General features: G+C 68.8%; 16 protein-coding genes. 12 read left to right on the top strand and 4 right to left on the bottom strand.

The features are described from left to right. Positions 1-50: 50 nt before the first annotated feature. Together DM194_RS02725 and DM194_RS02720 are read left to right on the top strand one after the other, a co-directional pair. The gene (locus DM194_RS02725; protein ID WP_111065811.1) at positions 51-530 is read left to right on the top strand and encodes a YaiI/YqxD family protein; all 480 of its coding nucleotides are present in this window, start codon (positions 51-53) and stop codon (positions 528-530) included. A 186-nt stretch (positions 531-716) separates the two neighbouring features. Further along, positions 717-1,433: a hypothetical protein gene (locus DM194_RS02720; protein ID WP_111065810.1), complete on the top strand. Its 717-nt coding sequence runs from the start codon at positions 717-719 to the stop codon at positions 1,431-1,433. 215 nt (positions 1,434-1,648) lie between these two features. Here the strand turns inward: DM194_RS02720 and DM194_RS02715 are convergent, their stop codons facing one another. Continuing rightward, entirely contained in the window at positions 1,649-3,052 is a 1,404-nt protein-coding gene (locus DM194_RS02715) for an FAD-linked oxidase C-terminal domain-containing protein (RefSeq protein WP_111065809.1), read from the bottom strand. Positions 3,053-3,391: 339 nt separating this feature from the next. Between DM194_RS02715 and DM194_RS02710 the strand changes: the two genes are divergently transcribed. From DM194_RS02710 to lipA, 6 genes are all read left to right on the top strand, one after another. Beyond that, positions 3,392-4,459, top strand: a complete 1,068-nt coding sequence (locus tag DM194_RS02710) for an ATP-NAD kinase family protein (protein WP_111065808.1) — start codon at positions 3,392-3,394, stop codon at positions 4,457-4,459. 33 nt (positions 4,460-4,492) lie between these two features. Further along, a complete protein-coding gene (locus DM194_RS02705) occupies positions 4,493-5,476 on the top strand; it encodes a thiamine pyrophosphate-dependent dehydrogenase E1 component subunit alpha (protein WP_111065807.1) in 984 nt (327 codons plus the stop codon). Positions 5,477-5,513: 37 nt separating this feature from the next. Next, on the top strand, positions 5,514-6,548 hold the full coding sequence (locus DM194_RS02700) for an alpha-ketoacid dehydrogenase subunit beta (protein WP_111065806.1): 1,035 nt from the start codon (positions 5,514-5,516) through the stop codon (positions 6,546-6,548). Positions 6,549-6,662: 114 nt separating this feature from the next. Beyond that, positions 6,663-7,796, top strand: coding sequence for an acetoin dehydrogenase dihydrolipoyllysine-residue acetyltransferase subunit (locus DM194_RS02695; protein ID WP_176581364.1), 1,134 nt, complete (start codon positions 6,663-6,665; stop codon positions 7,794-7,796). A gap of 88 nt (positions 7,797-7,884) precedes the next feature. Continuing rightward, the gene (locus DM194_RS02690; RefSeq protein WP_111065805.1) at positions 7,885-8,670 is read left to right on the top strand and encodes a glucose 1-dehydrogenase; all 786 of its coding nucleotides are present in this window, start codon (positions 7,885-7,887) and stop codon (positions 8,668-8,670) included. 47 nt (positions 8,671-8,717) lie between these two features. After that, positions 8,718-9,641 (top strand): lipoyl synthase, encoded by a 924-nt coding sequence (gene lipA / locus DM194_RS02685; RefSeq protein WP_111065804.1) that lies wholly within the window; start codon positions 8,718-8,720, stop codon positions 9,639-9,641. Between the two features lie 9 nt (positions 9,642-9,650). Here lipA and DM194_RS02680 read toward each other — a convergent pair whose 3' ends face one another. After that, the gene (locus tag DM194_RS02680) at positions 9,651-10,232 is read right to left on the bottom strand and encodes a hypothetical protein (RefSeq protein WP_246024256.1); all 582 of its coding nucleotides are present in this window, start codon (positions 10,230-10,232) and stop codon (positions 9,651-9,653) included. A 303-nt stretch (positions 10,233-10,535) separates the two neighbouring features. Between DM194_RS02680 and DM194_RS02675 the strand changes: the two genes are divergently transcribed. Then, entirely contained in the window at positions 10,536-11,894 is a 1,359-nt protein-coding gene (locus tag DM194_RS02675) for an esterase-like activity of phytase family protein (RefSeq protein ID WP_111065802.1), read from the top strand. A gap of 182 nt (positions 11,895-12,076) precedes the next feature. Here the strand turns inward: DM194_RS02675 and zapE are convergent, their stop codons facing one another. After that, positions 12,077-13,249: a cell division protein ZapE gene (gene zapE, locus DM194_RS02670; RefSeq protein WP_111065801.1), complete on the bottom strand. Its 1,173-nt coding sequence runs from the start codon at positions 13,247-13,249 to the stop codon at positions 12,077-12,079. Between the two features lie 277 nt (positions 13,250-13,526). Here zapE and DM194_RS02665 point away from each other — a divergent pair, with 277 nt between their 5' ends. Beyond that, the gene (locus DM194_RS02665; protein WP_111065800.1) at positions 13,527-15,815 is read left to right on the top strand and encodes a sensor histidine kinase; all 2,289 of its coding nucleotides are present in this window, start codon (positions 13,527-13,529) and stop codon (positions 15,813-15,815) included. 56 nt (positions 15,816-15,871) lie between these two features. Here DM194_RS02665 and pdxY read toward each other — a convergent pair whose 3' ends face one another. Then, positions 15,872-16,732 (bottom strand): pyridoxal kinase PdxY, encoded by an 861-nt coding sequence (gene pdxY / locus DM194_RS02660; RefSeq protein ID WP_111065799.1) that lies wholly within the window; start codon positions 16,730-16,732, stop codon positions 15,872-15,874. A gap of 191 nt (positions 16,733-16,923) precedes the next feature. On the opposite strand from pdxY, the gene DM194_RS02655 reads away from it, so the two are divergent. Beyond that, entirely contained in the window at positions 16,924-17,805 is an 882-nt protein-coding gene (locus tag DM194_RS02655; protein WP_111065798.1) for an HpcH/HpaI aldolase/citrate lyase family protein, read from the top strand. Positions 17,806-17,971: 166 nt separating this feature from the next. Next, the gene (locus DM194_RS02650) at positions 17,972-18,265 is read left to right on the top strand and encodes a con-10 family general stress protein (RefSeq protein WP_111065797.1); all 294 of its coding nucleotides are present in this window, start codon (positions 17,972-17,974) and stop codon (positions 18,263-18,265) included. Positions 18,266-18,361: the final 96 nt, after the last annotated feature.

Raw genomic sequence — 18,361 nt, 5'->3', positions numbered from 1 at the left:
CTTGCATGAAACCTTGTTGAGCCGGCGGGCCGGTATCTGGAGGAAATGGATTGGTCAGTTCCAAAGTCGAGATCTACGTCGATGCCGACGCCTGCCCGGTCAAGGCAGAGATTTACAAGGTCGCCGGCCGCACCGGCTGCAAGGTCTGGCTGGTCGCCAACGCGCCCTTGCGCCTGCCGACGGAGTGCATGGCGGAGCTGGTGGTGGTCAGCGACGGGTTCGACGCCGCCGACAACTGGATCGCCGAACACGCCGGCCCGACCGACGTGGTGGTGACGGCCGATATCCAACTGGCCGACCGCTGCGTGAAGCGGCACGCGGTGGTGATCGGCCCGACCGGACGGCCCTTCACGCCGGACAGCGTCGGCTCGGCGCTCGCCACCCGCGCGCTGATGCAGGATTTGCGCGACATGGGCGTGGTCAGCGGCGGCAACGCCCCGATGAGCCAGCGCGACAAGTCCCAATTCCTGCAGGCGCTGGATCAGGCGGTGCAGGCGCTGAAGGCGGGGCGGCGGCCGAAGTTCCGCTGACGCTGCCTTCAGTCCGTGCCCGGCGCCGCTTTTCCGCTGCCGCAACGCTCATTCGCGTGCCAATGACCCAGCCTTCCCTTATAATAGCATTCCAGATGACATGTTCGCCCGGCATTGCGACGCATGGAGGGCCCGCAAGGAACGACGGGCCACCGCCGTCACGACATTATCAGGGAGTGCTAAACGATGACCTTGCCGACCGTATCCTTTCTCCAAGAATTGAAACGCAAGTGCGACGAGGCCGTCGAAGCGGCCGGCGGCGAACGGCCGACGCTGACCACCATGGACAAGGTTCTCAACTTCTGCAGCCGGAACGGCGGCGAAGTCCTGCAGACCGCTATCGGCAGCGGACTTAAGTCCGGCGTGACCCACATGGCGACGGCGGCGGGGGTATCCAGCGGCGTTGCGATTCCCGGCACTTCGGTCCCGCTGGTGATGACCGGGGGGGTCGTCTTCATGCCGCTGGGGGCGGTGCTGGCGCCCTGGATCGGGGCCGCCACCATCGCCTACAAGGCCGATTCCATCTTCCAACTGCACGACCTGAACGACATGGCCAAGGGCCGGCGCCAGGGACTGTCCTGCACCTGCGGCAATTGCTCGGCCAACATCGAGTATGCCGTGGGCAAGAAGGAAACCGTGGTCGCCCGCACCGCCATCGGCATCTTCACCGCCGGCATCAGCGAACTGGGCTTCCGCACCGCCAGCATCGTGAAGTCCTTCGAGAAGAACCGCCCGAAGGAACGCCATGCCCGCTCGCTCACCGAATCGGGGCGGAATGGCTGCAATGTCGCGTTGGCGACGATCCTCAATCTGGTCGGCGGCGAGGGCAAGAAGGCGATCCGCCAGGCCACCACCGTCCTGGTCTGCGAGGACGGCTGGAGCCGCCTCAAGAAGTACATGTGAAGGCCGACCGGACCGCGATCCTGTCGTGAGGGCGTCTCCGGGAAACGTCCGGGCCTTACGTCATCGAGCATAAAGCCTGATGTCTCAGGCTTTATGCTCGCCCTCAAACGGCGGGCGCGGCCGGCCGCCCGCTTGGCCTCCGCAGGCATGGGCCTGCGGGGCCGCAGTCGCGGCCCTTACCGCCGAGCGTAAGCCGGAACTTACGCTCTGCGCGATTACACCCGCACCACCTTGCCCGGATTCAGCAGGTTGTTGGGATCGAAGGCGCGCTTCAGGTCGCCCATGACGTTGAAGGCTTCGCCGGTCTCCTGCTCCAGGAACGCCATCTTGCCATAGCCGATGCCGTGCTCGCCGGTGCAGGTGCCGCCCATCTCCAGGGCACGGGACACCATCTTGTCGGCAAGGCGCTGGGCCTCGGCCAGTTCCGCCGGGTTTTCGGGATCGAGGACATAGACGAGGTGGAAGTTGCCGTCGCCGACATGGCCGACCATCGGGGCCAGCATGTCGGACTCCGCCAGATCCTTCTTTGTCTCCAGGATGCAGTCGGCCAGCCGCGAGATCGGCACGCAGACGTCGGTCGGCCAGCCCTTCGACCCCGGACGCAGGGCGAGCGCGGCGTAATAGGCGTCATGCCGGGCCTGCCACAGCTTGGACCGGTCCTCCGGCCGGGTCGCCCAGGCGAATTCCATCCCGCCATGTTCCTGGGCGATGGCCGCAACCATCTCCGCCTGCTCCTTCACCCCGGCCTCGGTGCCATGGAACTCGAAGAACAGGGTCGGGGCGACCGCGTAGTCGAGCTTGGAGTACTTGTTCACGGCGTCGATCTGCACCTCGTCCAGCAACTCGATGCGGGCGACGGGAACGCCGACCTGGATGGTCTGGATCACGGTGTCGACCGCGCCCTTGATGGTCGGGAAGGCGCAGACCGCGGACGAAATCGCCTCCGGGATGCCGTAGAGCTTCAGCGTCACCTCGGTGATGATGCCGAGCGTGCCTTCGGAGCCGACGAACAGCCGGGTCAGGTCATAGCCGGCCGCCGACTTGCGCGCCCGCCCGCCGGTCCTGATGACGCGGCCGTCGGCCAGCACCACGGTCAGGCCCAGGACGTTCTCGCGCATGGTGCCGTAGCGCACGGCGTTGGTGCCGCTGGCCCGCGTCGCCGCCATGCCGCCGAGCGAGGCGTTGGCGCCGGGGTCGATGGGGAAGAACAGGCCGGTGTCGCGCAGATGCTCGTTCAGCTGCTTGCGGGTCACGCCGGCCTGGACGGTGACATCCAGATCCTCCGGGCTGACGCGCAGGATCCGCTGCATGCCCGACAGGTCGATGGTGATGCCGCCGGCCAGCGCCGCGATGCCGCCCTCCAGCGAGGTGCCGGTGCCGAAGGGGATGATCGGCAGCTTGTGCTTCGCGCAGATCTTCACGATCGCGCTGACTTCCTCGGTCGAGTTGGCGAAGGCGACGCCGTCCGGCGGGAAGGGCGTGTGGTAGGACTCATCCTTGCCGTGATGCTCGCGCACCGGCAGGGAGGTGGTGAACCGGTCGCCCAGCAGAGCCGACAGCTCGGCCCGAGCCTCCTCGGTCAGGGCCGCGCGCGGCTGGGTGGTGGCGATGACGGTCATGGGTGTTGTCCTCCCGGTCGATGTTTCATTCGTATGACCAAACGAAGCTAAAGCGCCGGGTAAAGACTTGGCAAGACGGGCGATGCGCAGAGGTGGAATGCCGGGGGCGCCACGGGTTGGCTCCGATTCCGTCTGAACCGCCACACCTGTTGCACCGGCGGCGCAACAGTCCATGCAACACCTGTTGCAACGCCCCACCCCGCCGCATCGCTTCAATCGTTGAAAACAAAGAAAATCCGCTGAACTGACCATCTGGCACGGCGGTTGCTCTTACCCCCCTCGAACCGCGCGCCGACCGACTTCGGTCAACGGCGCGCCGCAACGAGGGGAGGCGCAATCTTGGCTCCGGTCGTCGGCATCGTCGCCAATCCGGTTTCCGCCCGCGATATCCGCCGGGTCGTCGCCAACGCCACCAGCCTGCAGATCGCCGACCGGGCGAACATCCTGCTGCGGGTGCTGGCGGCGCTGCATGCCTGCGGTGTCCGCGACGTGCTGATGATGCCGGAGAATGGCGGCATCCGCGCCCATGTCGAACGCGGCATGATGCGCGCCCGGTCGCGCGGCGAGGACATCTACCCTGCCCTCCACCCCGTCTCCATGGCGGTCAGCGGCACCGTCGCCGATACCCACCGCGCCACCGCCGAGATGCGGAGGGCCGGGGTCGCGGCTCTGGTCGTGCTGGGCGGCGACGGCACCCACCGGGCGGTGGCGGCGGAATGCGGGACGGTGCCGATCGCCGGCATCTCCACCGGCACCAACAACGCCTTCCCCGAGCACCGCGAGCCGACCATCACCGGGCTCGCCACCGGGCTGGCGGTGACCGGCCGGGTGCCGCCGCATGTCGCCTTCTCCGCCAACAAGCGCATCGACGTATCGCTGAACCACGGGGCGAACGGCGGCGCCGTCACCGAGATGGCGCTGGTCGACGTGGCGCTGGTGACGGAGCGCTACATCGGCGCCCGCGCCCTGTGGCGGACCGAGAATTTCCGCGAGCTCTACGTCACCTTCGCCGACCCGGAGGTGATCGGCATGTCGGCCATCGCCGGCCTGCTGGAACCCGTCGGCCGCGATGAGAGCGGCGGACTGATGGTGCGCCTGTCGCCCGACGGCGCCGGCCGCAAGGGCGCGACGTCGCTCCACGCTCCCATCGCGCCCGGAATGATGGCGGAGGTCGGCGTCACCGACTGGCGCCGCATGCCCGCCGACGTCGCCTTCGTGCCGGAGGTGACCGCCGGATCGGTCGCGCTGGATGGCGAGCGCGAACTGTCCTTCACCGAGCGCGACCGCCTGTCCCTGACGCTGAGGGACGACGCCTTCCGCACGGTCAACGTCGCCGCGGTCATGCGGCACGCCGGCCAGAACCGGCTGCTGACCGGCACGCCCGTGCCCGTCACCGCCGCCTTCTGAACCTCAAAACACCAACCAGGGAGAAAACACCCCATGGCCCAGAATCCCTTCCCCCTCGGCAAGGACGAGCTGCTGAAGGCCTACCGCACCATGCGGACGATCCGCGAGTTCGAGGAGCGGCTGCACGTCGATTTCGCCAAGGGCGACATCCCCGGCTTCGTCCACCTCTATGCCGGCGAGGAGGCCTGCGCCACCGGCATCATGATGCACCTGAACGACAACGACCGCATCGCCTCCACCCACCGCGGCCACGGCCACTGCATCGCCAAGGGCGTCGATGTCCACGAGATGATGGCGGAGATCTACGGCCGCAGCACCGGCGCCTGCCGGGGCAAGGGCGGGTCGATGCACATCGCCGACCTGTCCAAGGGCATGATGGGCGCCAACGGCATCCTCGGCGCCGGCGCTCCGCTGATCTGCGGCGCGGCGCTGGCGGCCAAGGTGCGCGGCGACCGCGGCGTCGGCATCACCTTCGTCGGCGACGGCGCGTCCAACCAGGGCACCTTCCTGGAAAGCCTGAACCTCGCCGCCGTGTGGAACCTGCCGGTGGTCTTCGTGGTGGAGAACAACGGCTATGCCGAATCCACCGCGATGGAATGGGCGGTGTCCTGCGACAGCTATGTCGACCGCGCCACCGGCTTCGGCATGCCGGGCGTCACGGTGGACGGCACCGACTTCTTCGCGGTGTACGAGGCGGCCGGCGAGATCATCCGCCGTGCCCGCGACGGCGGCGGCCCGGCCCTGCTGGAATGCAACATGGTCCGCTTCTACGGCCATTTCGAAGGCGACGCCCAGACCTACCGCGCCAAGGGCGAGCTTGAGGCGATCCGCACCTCGCGCGACTGCCTGACCATCCTGTCGGAACGGGTGATCGAGGCCGGGGTGATCTCCCGCGACGAACTGCAGGCCATCGACCGCGAGGTCGGCGCGCTGATCGAGGACGCCGTGCGCGCCGCCAGGGCCGCCCCGCTGCCGGCGGCGGAAGACCTGCTGACCGACGTCTACGTCGCCTACTGAGCCCCTTCAAGAAACGCCAAACGCGCGGAGGAAACACATGTCCCGCAAGATCAGCATGAAGCAGGCGATCAACGAGGCCCTGGACCTGGAGATGCGCCGCGACCCGACCGTCATCGTCATGGGCGAGGACATCGTCGGCGGAACCGGCGCCCATGGCGAGGACGACGCCTGGGGCGGCGTGCTGGGCGTCACCAAGGGGCTGTACGCCAAGCATGGCGACCGGCTGATGGACACGCCGCTGTCGGAATCCGCCTATATCGGCGCTGCCGTCGGCGCCGCCGCCTGCGGCCTGCGGCCGGTGGCGGAACTGATGTTCATGGACTTCATGGGCGTCTGCTTCGACCAGATCTTCAACCAGGCCGCCAAGTTCCGCTACATGTTCGGCGGCAAGGCCGAGACGCCGGTGGTGATCCGCGGCATGGTCGGCGCCGGCTTCCGCGCCGCCGCCCAGCATTCGCAGATGCTGACCCCGCTGTTCACCCATATTCCGGGGCTGAAGGTGGTCTGCCCCAGCAACGCCTATGACGCCAAGGGCCTGCTGATCCAGTCGATCCGCGACAACGATCCCGTCATCTTCTGCGAGCACAAGAACCTCTACGGCCTGGAATGCGAGGTTCCGGCGGAGAGCTACGCCATTCCCTTCGGCGAGGCGAATGTCCTGCGCGACGGCGAAGACGTGACCATCGTCAGCTACGGCCTGACCGTCCACCGCGCCATGGAGGCGGCGGCGGCCTTGGCGAAGGACGGCACCGAGGCGGAGGTGATCGACCTGCGCACACTGTCGCCGATCGACTGGGACACCATCGTCGAGAGCGTCGAGCGCACCGGCCGGCTGGTGGTGGTGGACGAGGCGCATCCGCGCTGCAACCTCGCCACCGACATCGCGGCCTTCGTCGGCCAGAACGCCTTCGCTGCGCTGAAGGCCGGCGTGCAGATGGTGACGGCGCCGCACACGCCGGTGCCCTTCGCGCCGTCGCTGGAGGATCTGTACGTCCCCAGCGCCGACAGCATCGCCAGCGCCGTCCGCCGCACCCTGTCGCCCACAGGCGCGTCGCCGCGGATCGCGGCGTGAGGTAAGCGCCGGCTTTTTCCCCCTCCCCGACTCTCCCCCGCCTCGCGGGAGAGGGTTAGGGAGGGGTACCCGCTGCCAATCAAAAAAAATGCATTCCCCAGGAGACCGAGTTCCATGCTGAATGAGCGCATCAAGCCCATCGTCATGCCGAAATGGGGCCTGTCCATGTCGGAGGGCAAGGTCACCGGCTGGCTGAAGCGGCCGGGGTCCACCATCTCCATCGGCGATGAACTGCTGGAGGTCGAGACCGACAAGATCACCAATGTGGTCGAGGCCGGCGAGACAGGCGTGCTGCGCCGGGTGCTGGGCGAACCCGGCACCGTCTATCCGGTCAAGGCGCTGATCGCCGTGCTGGCCGAACCCGACGTGCCGGACGACGACATCGACGCCTTCATCAGCGCCTACGCCGTCCCCATCGGCGAAGGCGACGCCGAGGCGGATGCCGGCCCGCAATACCACACCGCCGACACGCCCGCCGGCACCATCCGCTATGCCAGGCGCGGCGAGGGCGGGCCGGCCGTCCTGCTGATCCACGGCTTCGGCGGCGATCTCGACAACTGGCTGTTCACCATCGACGCGCTGGCGGAGAGCGCCACCGTCTACGCGCTCGACCTGCCCGGCCACGGCCAGTCCACCAAGCAGCTCGCGGAGGCCAGCCTGTCCGGCCTGTCGCAGGCGGTTCTCGGCTTCCTCGACACGGTCGGGGTGGAGCGCGCCCATTTCGTCGGCCATTCGATGGGCGGGGCGGTGTCGATGCGCACCGCGCTCGACGCGCCGGAGCGGGTGGCGTCGCTGTCGCTGATCGCGTCGGCCGGGTTGGGCGAGCAGATCGACCACGGCTACATCCGGGGCTTCGTCGGTGCGACATCGCGCCGCGACCTGAAACCGGTGCTGGAGACGCTGTTCGCCGATCGCGGCCTTGTCAGCCGGCAGATGGTTGACGACCTCTTGAAGTACAAGCGGCTGGACGGCGTCGACGAGGCCCTGCGGGCGCTGTCGGCGTCGCTGTTCGGCGACGGCCGGCAGGCCAGCGTGCTCGCCGCCGGCATCGCCGATGCGAAGGCGCCCCCCCTTCCCACCCTGGTCGTCTGGGGCGAGGAGGACCGCGTCATCCCCGCCGCTCATGCCCAGGCGCTGGCGGACATGGCGCAGGTCGCCGTGATCCCCGGCGCCGGCCACATGGTGCAGATGGAGGCGGCCGGCAAAGTGAACGCGCTGCTGAAGGACCACATCGCCAAGGCAGGCTGAGGCCCGACCGGCCTCCCCTGTCTTCCATCCCGATCCTCTCGCCACCGGCGCGCAGGCTATCCGCCAGCGCGCCGGCAGGAGACCGCTCATGCCTGACCTCATGGACAAGAGCATCGTCGTCACCGGCGCCGGCCGCGGCATCGGCGCCGCCATGGCCAAGGCGCTCGCCGCCGACGGCGCCAAGCTCACCATCGCCGACCGCACCGAGGCCGACGCCCGGCAGGTGGCGGACGCCATCCGCGCGGCCGGCGGCACCGCCATCGCCGTCACCGTCGACGTCCGCGACCGCGCCGCCGTCCGCCGCATGATCGACGAAGCGGTGAAGGCCCATGGCCGGCTCGACGTCATCTTCAACAATGCCGGCATCGCCCAGACCAAGCCCTTCCTCGACATCACCGAGGACGATTGGCACACGGTCCTCGACGTCAATGCGATGGGCGTGCTGATCGGCATGCAGGAGGCGATCAAGACCTTCCGCGCGCAGGGCGGCGGCGGCAAGATCATCAACACCGCCTCAATCGCCGGCAAACAGGGCTACGAGCCGCTGGCCCATTACTCCGCCAGCAAGTTCGCCGTCGTGGCCCTGACCCAGGCCGCCGCCCGCGGCTTCGGCAAGGAGGGCATCACCGCCAACGCCATCTGCCCCGGCGTGGTGGCGACCGAGATGTGGAAGATCATCGACCAGGGATTCCGCGACACCGGCATCACCAAGTCGGAGAACGAAGCCTTCAACATGTTCGCCGCCGGCGCCGTGCTGGGCCGGCCGTCACAAGCGGAGGATCTGATCGGCGTCGCCCGCTTCCTCGCCTCGTCCGACAGCGATTTCATGACCGGCCAGTCCCTGCTGGTCGATGGCGGGATGGTGTTCGCCTGACCGCCCCCGCCGCCCGGCCGACAACGGGAGAACCGGAGGAAACGCCCATGAAGCCCGCCCGCCCGGAGCATCGGGCCGAGAAGCCGGCCTGGCTCCGCGCCCGTGCCCCCGGCGGCGCGGCGTTCGAGGAGACGCAGTCGCTCGTCCGCCGCCACGGCCTGAACACGGTCTGCGAGGAGGCCGCCTGTCCCAACATCGGCGAATGCTGGAGCAAGCGGCATGCGACGGTGATGATCCTGGGCAGCGTGTGCACGCGGGCCTGCGCCTTCTGCAACGTCGCCACCGGCCGGCCGGACGCGCTCGACCCCCACGAGCCGGAGCGGCTGGCCGAGGCGGTGGGCGAACTGGGCCTTGCCCATGTCGTCATCACCTCGGTCGACCGCGACGACCTGCCGGACGGCGGCGCCGCTCATTTCGCCCGCTGCATCGCCCGCATCCGCGACACCTCCCCCGGCACGACGGTGGAGGTGCTGACCCCCGATTTCCGCAACAAGCGGGGTGCGGTGGAGACGGTGGTGGACGCCCGGCCCGACGTCTACAACCACAATCTCGAAACCGTGCCGCGGCTCTATGCCGATGTGCGGCCGGGGGCGCGCTATTACGGCTCGCTGCGGCTGCTGGATCGGGTGAAGGAGCGCGACCCGGGCATCTTCACCAAGTCCGGCATCATGGTCGGCCTGGGCGAGGAGCCGGCGGAGGTGTTGCAGGTGATGGACGACCTGCGGGGGGCGGGCGTCGATTTCCTGACCATCGGCCAGTATCTCCGCCCCACCCCTCGGCACCACCCGGTCGCCCGCCACGTCACGCCCGAGGAGTTCGAGCGATACGGCATCATCGCGCGGGCGAAGGGCTTTCTGATGGTGTCCGCCACCCCGCTGACCCGCTCCTCCCATCACGCCGGCAGCGACTTCGCAGAGCTGCGGCGGCGGGCCGGGGAGAAGACCGGGGAAAAGACTGCGGAGCGGGTGTGAGCGGGGAGATCAGTTCTGTTCGTTCGTGTCCTGCCCGGACGGGAACAGGGCGGAGGTCATGTCGCCGATCAGCGTCCGGAAGGCAGGATCGTCCGGCCCCGTGGGGTGGTTGAGCCAGCCGCTGGCCGTGGTCAGGGCGCCGCCCCCGAGAATGCCGAGGAAACCCTGCTGGCCGATCAGGCCGAGGAAACCGGTGCCGCGGCAGAAGGCTCCCTGCACCGTGATCGGCCCGCCCGGAGGCGCCCCCGGCGGCATGGTCGGGATCGGCTGCCCGGCGCAGAGGGCGCCACTGAGCGTCGTCTCCGCCGGGTTGAAGGCGAACACCACGCTGTAGTCCGGCCGGGCCGACTGGTTCGGCGTGGTGGTGAAATGGGTCCGCACGCCCAAGATCCGGCCCTGCATGTTGTCCGTCACCAGCCGGCCGAAGGCCTGCGGCTCCATGCCGAACGGGTTGCCGAGGACGACCACGCGCATGTCGCGGTCGGACGCGGCGTACACGACCTCGGACGGCGTGTACATGGACGACGGGTTGCCGGCCGTCACGCCCTCGTTCACGCAGCCGGCCAGGACAGCCGAACCCAGAACCGCCAAGACCGTCGGGACCGCGGGACGAAGGCCAATCATCGGGGGCCGCATTTCAGTTTGTCGCCACAGCGGAAAATGGAGCGAAACCGCACCCGCGGCAAGGGCACCGGCCAAGGGCACTGGCCAAGGGCACTGGCAAGGCTGGCTTTCGCCGCCCATCGGGACCGTTGCGCGCACTCCTTTTGCGGCGCATTCCGCGCTCCAGCTCAAGCTTCATGAATCTATAGCAAAGCCAACACGTTACCGACACGCAATCATTGCCATAAGGAGCTCCCGCAACGTCTGATACCCGCAAGTGGAGCCCATACGATGTTTCGTGCGTCCCCCTGGATGGGCGCTGCCCTGATCGCCCTGTCGCTGGCCCCCGCCGCCGCTCAGGCGCAGGAGGCCTTTCCGGCGACTTTGTCCGGCCATGCGATCCTGCCGGCCAAGAGCTTCATCGATGCCCCGGCCGACGCCCCCGCCGACCTGAAGGTGTCCGGCAAGTTCACCACCGGCCGCCGCGTGGACGCCATCGGTACGGTCGAGGGCAAGTCGGCCGACCGCCCGACCGGCGTCTCCGTTCCCTTCGACGGACAGCCGGTGCAAGGTCATTCGGGGATCAAGCGCATGCCCGACGGCAGCTTCTGGCTCCTGACCGACAACGGCTTCGGGGCCAAGGCGAATTCCCCGGACAGCATGCTGTACCTGAACCGCTACAAGGTGGATTTCGCCGGCGGGGCGATGGAGCGGCTGGAAACCATCTTCCTGCACGATCCGGACAAGAAGGTGCCCTTCCGCATCGTCCATGAAGGGACGGAGACGCGCTACCTCACCGGTTCGGACTTCGACACGGAAAGCCTGCAGATCATCGGCGACGCGCTGTGGATCGGCGACGAGTTCGGCCCCTTCCTCATCAAGGCCGATCTGAAGGGCCGCGTTCTGGCCGTGTTCGACACGAAGGTGGACGGCAAGGTCGTGCGCTCGCCCGACAACCCCGCCGTCACCACCCCGGCCAGCCCGGGCGGGGCCGTGGCCTTCCAGGTCCGGCGCTCCAAGGGGTTCGAGGGCATGGCCGCGTCGAAGGATGGCCGGTTCCTCTATGCCCTGCTGGAAGGGCCGCTGTGGAACGCCGATGCGAAGTCTTTCGAGACGACCGCCGAGGGGAAGGAAGCCCTGCGCATCCTCGAGTTCGACGTGGCGAAGGAGGCGTGGACCGGCCGGTCCTGGCAGTACGCGCTGGAGCAGGCCGGCAACGCCATCGGCGACTTCAACATGATCGACGGCACGACCGGCCTGATCATCGAGCGCGACAACGGCGAGGGCACCGCCGACAAGGCCTGCGCCCAGGGCCAGCCGACGACCGGCTGCTTCTCCAGCGTCGCCGCCTTCAAACGGGTCTACAAGGTCGAACTGACCGACGCCAACGCCGGCGGCCCGGTGCGCAAGATCGGCTACATCGACCTGATGCGCATCGCCGACCCGGACAAGAAGGCGCGCAAGCCGCTGAACGGCGGCGTCCTGACCTTCCCGTTCTTCACCATCGAGAATGTGGACGTGGTGGACGACCGCCACATCGTGGTCGGCAACGACAACAACCTTCCCTTCTCCAGCAGCCGCGACCCCAACGTGGCGGACGACAACGAACTCGTCCTGCTGAACGTCGAGGCGCTCCTGAAGGCCCGATAAGGGAAAGCCGGGTCAGGACGTGCCAACGGCGGGGACGTGCGACGCGCCCCCGCCGTTTTCATGAGGTCCGCCCCAGGTATCGGGCGAACGGCGTGTGGGAGGCGAAGGCGCGGCGTCGGCGGGAGGCCCCTCCTTCCGCCGTCACACGGCTGTGACACCGCGCGCCCAGATGCGCCCCGGCCCTAAGTCAAATGCTGCCTTTGCAGGTAGTCCTCGCTCTGCATCTCCATCAGCCGGCTCACCGTCCGCTCGAACTCGAAGGCGTGGGTGCCTTCGGGGTAGAGGCGTTCCGGCGGGCCTTCGGCGGCGATGACGACGTTCACCTTGTGCTCGTACAGTGCGTCGATCAGCGTCATGAAGCGCTTGGCCTCGTTGCGCAGTTCATCCTTCATGGTGGGCACATGGTCGATCAGGACCGTGTGGAAATGGGTGGCGATCGCCAGATAATCGGCGGCCCCCAGCGGCTTGCCGCACAGGTTCCAGAAATCGACCCAGGCCACGCATTTGGCGGCACGGTCGATCTCGACCCGGCGGCCCTGCACCGTCAGGCTGCAGGGCTCGGCCGCCGCGCCGCCGGTCAGGTCGGAGAAGGCCTTGGCGAGCGCCGCGTCCGACGCCGGACCCAGCGGGTGGTGGTAGATCGGCACGCCCTTCAGCCGGTCCAGCCGGTAGTCGGTCGGGCCGTCCAGCGACAGGATGTCCAGCTTCTCCTTCAGCAGCGCGATGAAGGGCAGGAACAGCTCGCGCTGGAGCCCGTCCTTGTACAGCATGTCCGGCGGCCAGTTGGAGGTCGCCACCACCACAACGCCCAGGTCGAACAGGTTGGTGAACAGCCGCCCCAGGATCATCGCGTCGACGATGTTGGTGACGTGGAATTCGTCGAAGCAGAGCAGCCAAGCCTCGTCCGCCAGGGCGCGGGCCAGTTCCGGCAGCGCCTCGTCCGGGCCGTCGCCTTTTCCCCTGCCGGACCGGCGGTGGTCATGGATGCGCTGGTGGATCTCCAGCATGAATTCGTGGAAGTGGACGCGCCGTTTCTTGTCGACCGGAGCCGTCTCGAAGAACAGGTCCATCAGCATCGACTTGCCGCGCCCGACGCTGCCGTAGATGTACAGCCCCTGCGGCGCGGTGGAGGCAATGTCGGGCGGCGGCGGCGCGGCACGGCGGCGGCCAAGCCCGAACCGTTCCAGCCACCCGCCCCCGGCCGGCTTGCCGTCTCCGGCGGGCTGCGGCTGATAGCCCTTCAGCGCCTGATACAGGCTTTGGAACTTCTCCGCCGCCAGTTCCTGGTCGGGATCGGGGCGAAGAGTGCCGCTGCCGCGGCGGGCGCGGTAGAGCGAAAGCGGTCCGTCGGTCATGGGGATATGCGCGATCCGGCTGCCAAGATGCCCCTTACCTAACGGATGGAACCGCTCCCGGCAACCGCCGACCGGCCTGGAGCGTGACCGGCGGCGGCAATGGCAGGGCGGCGCGTGCGGAGGTTGGACGCAGCGGTCCGGCGGACGCCGGCGGCGCGGCATCTAAGCGCAGTGTGGTTGCCACGGTTTCGGTGCGGTTACACTTTCTTTAGGATGTTCGTCCATTCAATGATCCGGCGCGGACCAACCGCCGGCCAGACAGGAAACCGCCGCACCGATGCCTGCCTCCGGGACCGCTTTCCCGATCGATCGTTCCGGCGCCGGTCTGGCGCGGGCGTTGCGCGGCCGTCTGGGATCGGTGCGCTTCCTGATGACCGCCTCCGGCATGGCCTTCATCCTGGTGGTGAACGCGCTGATCGGCTACGGCATCCTCCAGAGCCGGCGGGAAGCCCTGGATGCGGGGGAACGCGCGACCCGCGACCTCGCCCGCATGCTGGAGGCGCAGACCCTGCGCACCGCCTTCTCGGTCGACCGGCTGTTGAGCGATCTGGCCTTCGCGCTCGACACCCATGCCGACGGCGTCCGGCGCGGCAGTGCCGCCATTCACGACCATCTGCGCCGGAGCCGCGATTCCTTCGGCGAACTGGCGGACCTCGTGGTGGTCGGCGCCGACGGCCTTGCCCTGCATCATTCGGCCGACGCGCCGCTGCCGCCCTTCCCGCTGTCCGACCGCACCTATTTCACCAATGCGCGCGACCGCGCCAGCCCCGGCCTGCTGGTGGGCGCCCCCATCGTCAGCCGGGTGAAGCCCGGCACCCGCGCCATTCCATTGAGCCGGCGCTGGACCGACGCGGACGGCCGCTTCCGCGGGGTGCTTGTGGCGCTGGTCGATCCGACTCGGCTGGCGGCGACGCTGGAATCGCAGCGCATCGACCGCAAGGGCAGCGTGATCCTGGCGCTGGAGGACGGGACCGTTCTGCTGGAACGGCCACAGGACCGCATCGGCCTGACCCGGCTGGCGGACTGGCCGGCGGTGCAGCGCGCCCTGGCGGCCCAGGACGAGGCCACGATCCGCGACAGCGCTCCAATGACCGCGCCGGCGGCAGGCTCGGGAGCGGCCACACACGGCAACGGTGCGGGCGACAGCCTGATCAGCGTGCGGCGGGTGCAGGGCTATCCGTTCGTCATCGTGGCGACCCTGCCGGTGCGTGCGGTTTTGGACGACTGGCAGCGCGACACCGCGGCCTGGACCGCCATCGGCACGGTGATGACCCTCGCCATCGCCTTGCTGACCGCCTTCGTCGTCCGGCAGCATGCCCGCCGGGAGAAGGATCAGGCACGGCTCGCGCGGGCCTCCCGCCGCATCCGCGGCATCCTCGATTCCATGCTGGACGCTGTGGTGACCTTCGACGCGGCGGGGCGCATCGTCACCTTCAACCGGTCCGCCGAGGTCATGTTCGGCGTGCCGGAGCGGGAGATGGTCGGACAGCCGATCGAGACGCTGATCCCCGACGCCCGCGGGGGCGCCAACGACCGCGACCTGACCGCTCTGCGCCGCGACGGCAGCGCCTTTCCGGTGGGCTTCACCGTGAGCGACCTGCGGCTGGCCTCAACTCCGGCCCCAACTCCGGCCCCGAGTCCGGCCCCAAGCCCGGCCCCAGGTGCGGCCCCAAGCCCGGCCCCAGGTGCGGCCCCAGGTGCGGCCCCAGGTGCGGAGGAGCCGCGCATCTATGTCGGCGTCATCCGCGACATGACGCGCCGTAAACAGCAGGAGGCGGAGCTGCTCGCCTCCAAGACGCAGGCGGAACTGGCAAACCGCGCCAAGAGCGAGTTCCTGGCCAACATGAGCCATGAGCTGCGCACGCCGCTGAACGCCATCATCGGCTTCGCCGAGGTGCTGGACAGCGAGTTCTTCGGCGCCGTCAACGAGCGGCAGAAATCCTGCATCGCAGACATCCACGACAGCGGCCGGCACCTGCTGGACATCGTCAATGCCGTGCTGGACATGTCGAAGCTGGAATCGGGCCAGTTCGAACTGTGCGAGGAGCCGGTCGAGGTCCACGAGGCGGTGGGCCATTGCCTGATGATGGTGCGCGACCGCGCGGCCTCCGGCGGCGTGGAGTTGAACAACCTCGCGACGGGGTCGGTCGCCACGCTCTGGGTCGATCCGCGCGCGTTCAAGCAGGTGATCCTGAACCTGCTGTCCAACGCGGTGAAGTTCACGCCCGGCGGCGGCAGCGTCACCATCACCGCCGGCCTGGACGAGGAGGGGAACGGGGATGGCGGGTTCCTGCTGTCGGTCGCCGATACCGGCATCGGCATCCCGCCCGAATTCATGGCCGACCTGTTCGAGCCCTTCCGACAGGCCGACAACGCGGCCAACCGCCGGTACGAGGGAACCGGGCTGGGCCTGTCGATCTCGAAGAACTTCATCGACCTGCATGGCGGCAGGCTGACCTGCGACAGCACGCCCGGCGCCGGGACCACCATGACGATCTGGCTGCCGCCCTCGCGGGTTGCGGATCATCCGTCCAAGGTGGCCGAGCAGACCGTCGGCGTGGCCTGACGGCCGGAAAAGGGCCGCCGGTCTTCAGCGCGGGCGGACTACAGGCGAAGCGGACCTCAGCGCAGGCGGGTTGCGGCGAAGCGGCGGGGCGGATCGACGAAATCGTCCTGGGCGGCAACCAGCTGAAGCTCGCGCGTGCCCAGACGCTTGGTCGTCTCGAAGATGGCGAAGATCGCCGCAGCCGCCTTCTCCAGCGCGTCGGCGGGATCGAAGGCCGTCAGATAATGGGCGAGGAACAGCGCCGCCACCGCGTCGCCCGACCCGTTGGGCGGCGGATCGAAGGTCAGGCGAGGCGTCGCCACCAGCCAGGCGCCGTCCGCACCGTCCACCAGCATCTCGATGCTCTCGGGATCGGCGTCGCTGCGGGTCAGGCTGGTGACAAGCACCAGCCGCGGCCCGCGGGCGCGCAACGCCGCGGTCGCCGCCAGCGCGTCGCCCAGCGTCGCTACCTTGCGGTCGGTCAGGTATTCCAGTTCGAACTGGTTGGGCGTCATCAGGTCGGCGGCGGGGACCGCATGGTCGCGGATGAACTCCGGCAGGCCGGGCCGCACGAAAAAGCCGCGGCCGACGTCGCCCATCACCGGATCGCAGCAATAGACCGCCCCCGGATTGGCCGCCTTCACCCGCGCCGCGGTTTCGACGATCACCTGCCCCAGTTCGACGGCGCCCATATAGCCGGACAGCACCGCATCCTGTGCCGGCAGCACGCCGCGGGCGGCGATGCCGTCCACGATGTCGGCGATATGCTCCGCCGTGAAGACCTGCCCGGTCCAGGCGCCATAGCCGGTGTGGTTGGAGAACTGGACGGTGTTCACCGCCGTGGCGTCGATCCCCAGCCGCTGCAGCGGGAACACCGCGGCCCGGTTGCCGACATAGCCATAGGCGACGTGCGATTGGATGGTGAGGACGCTTTTCATGGAGACGAGCGTAAGCGACGGTCCAGCGGGCGTAAAGCCGCCGACTCCGTCGCGATGGCCGGGGGGTGCGGCATGGCTGCCATGCATATGCCCGTTGGCGGCGACGAGTGGGGAGGCATGGCCCATGGACAGGTCGGGAATGGGCGGCTAAAGCTGCCTGCTCCAACCATCCGCAGTACCGGGAAATCGCCATGGCCACGACCGTCCGCCCCCGCCGCAGCGTGCTCTACATGCCGGGCTCGAACGCCCGCGCCCTGGAGAAGGGGCGCAGCCTGCCCGCCGACGGGCTGATCCTGGACCTGGAGGATGCGGTCGCCCCCGACGCCAAGGCCACGGCGCGCGACACCATCGCCCAGGCGCTCGCCACCGGCGGCTATGGCGGACGGGAGCTGATCGTCCGCGTAAATGGGCTGAACACCCCCTGGGGCTATGACGACCTGCGCATGGCGGCGGCCAGCGGTGCGGACGCGGTGCTGCTGCCGAAGGTGGAGAGCGCCGACGCGGTGCGGCAGGCCGAAGCGGTCCTGCGCAGCGCCGGGGCACCGGCCGGCCAGACGATCTGGTGCATGATGGAGACGCCGCTCGGCATCCTGAACGTCAAGGAGATCGCCGGAGCCTCCCCCGCCGTCGGGGCGCTGGTTCTCGGCACGTCGGACCTCGCCAAGGATCTGCATGCCGCCCATACGGCACAGCGGCTGCCGATGATCACCAGTCTGGGGCTCTGCCTGCTGGCGGCGCGCGCCTATGGGCTGGCGGTGCTGGACGGCGTGCATCTGGACCTGAACGACGACGAGGGCTTCGCCGCCTCCTGCCGGCAGGGGCGCGAGCTGGGCTTCGACGGCAAGACGCTGATCCATCCCAAGACGATCGCCGCCTGCAACGCCGCCTTCGCCCCCGATGCCGACGAGATCGCCCAGGCCCACCGCATCATCGCCGCCCATGCGGAGGCCGCGGCGGCCGGCAAGGGCGTGGTGCTGGTCGACGGCAAGCTGGTGGAGAGCCTCCATGTCGAGAACGCCCGGCGGCTGGTGGCGCTGGCCGAGGCGATCGGAAGGCTGGAAACGGCAGGGTGAGTCGGAGCGTTCGGGCGCGTTCGGGCGCGTTCCGGGTTCGGTTCCCCGCCCCCGCCCTGCATTGCTGGCCGCACCGACAGTTCCGGTTGCAGAATTTGTCCGTTATCTGGAACCAACCCACGGCTGTCCGGTTTTCGACTCAGCAATGCACAGTCGGAGGTTGGTTATGGCCTCGAAAGAGAGCAATCGTACGTCGGGCCGCGGCTTCGCGTCGATGGACCCTGATAGGCAACGTCAGATCGCCAGCAAGGGTGGCGAAAGCGTGCCGGCCGACAAACGCAGCTTTTCGAAGAACCCGGAACTCGCCGCCGAAGCCGGGCGCAAGGGTGGGCGTAGCGTGCCCGCGTCCTCGCGCAGCTTTTCCAAGAACCCCTCGCTGGCGGCGGAAGCCGGCCGCAAGGGCGGACAGGCGAGCCATGGCGGACGGTCGTCGGCCGACCGACCTGCCGGGGGCGATTGAAACGCCGCGGTCCGTGCAGACGAAAAAGGCCCCCGTCCTCGCGGACGGGGGCCTTTTTCTTGAAGACCTGACGGTTCCCGAAGGCCAGCCGGCCGA

The organism is Azospirillum ramasamyi (genome assembly GCF_003233655.1).
Lineage (GTDB): Bacteria > Pseudomonadota > Alphaproteobacteria > Azospirillales > Azospirillaceae > Azospirillum > Azospirillum ramasamyi.
Note: the sequence above shows the minus strand (reverse complement) of the source record. Positions and strands in the feature narration are given on the sequence as shown.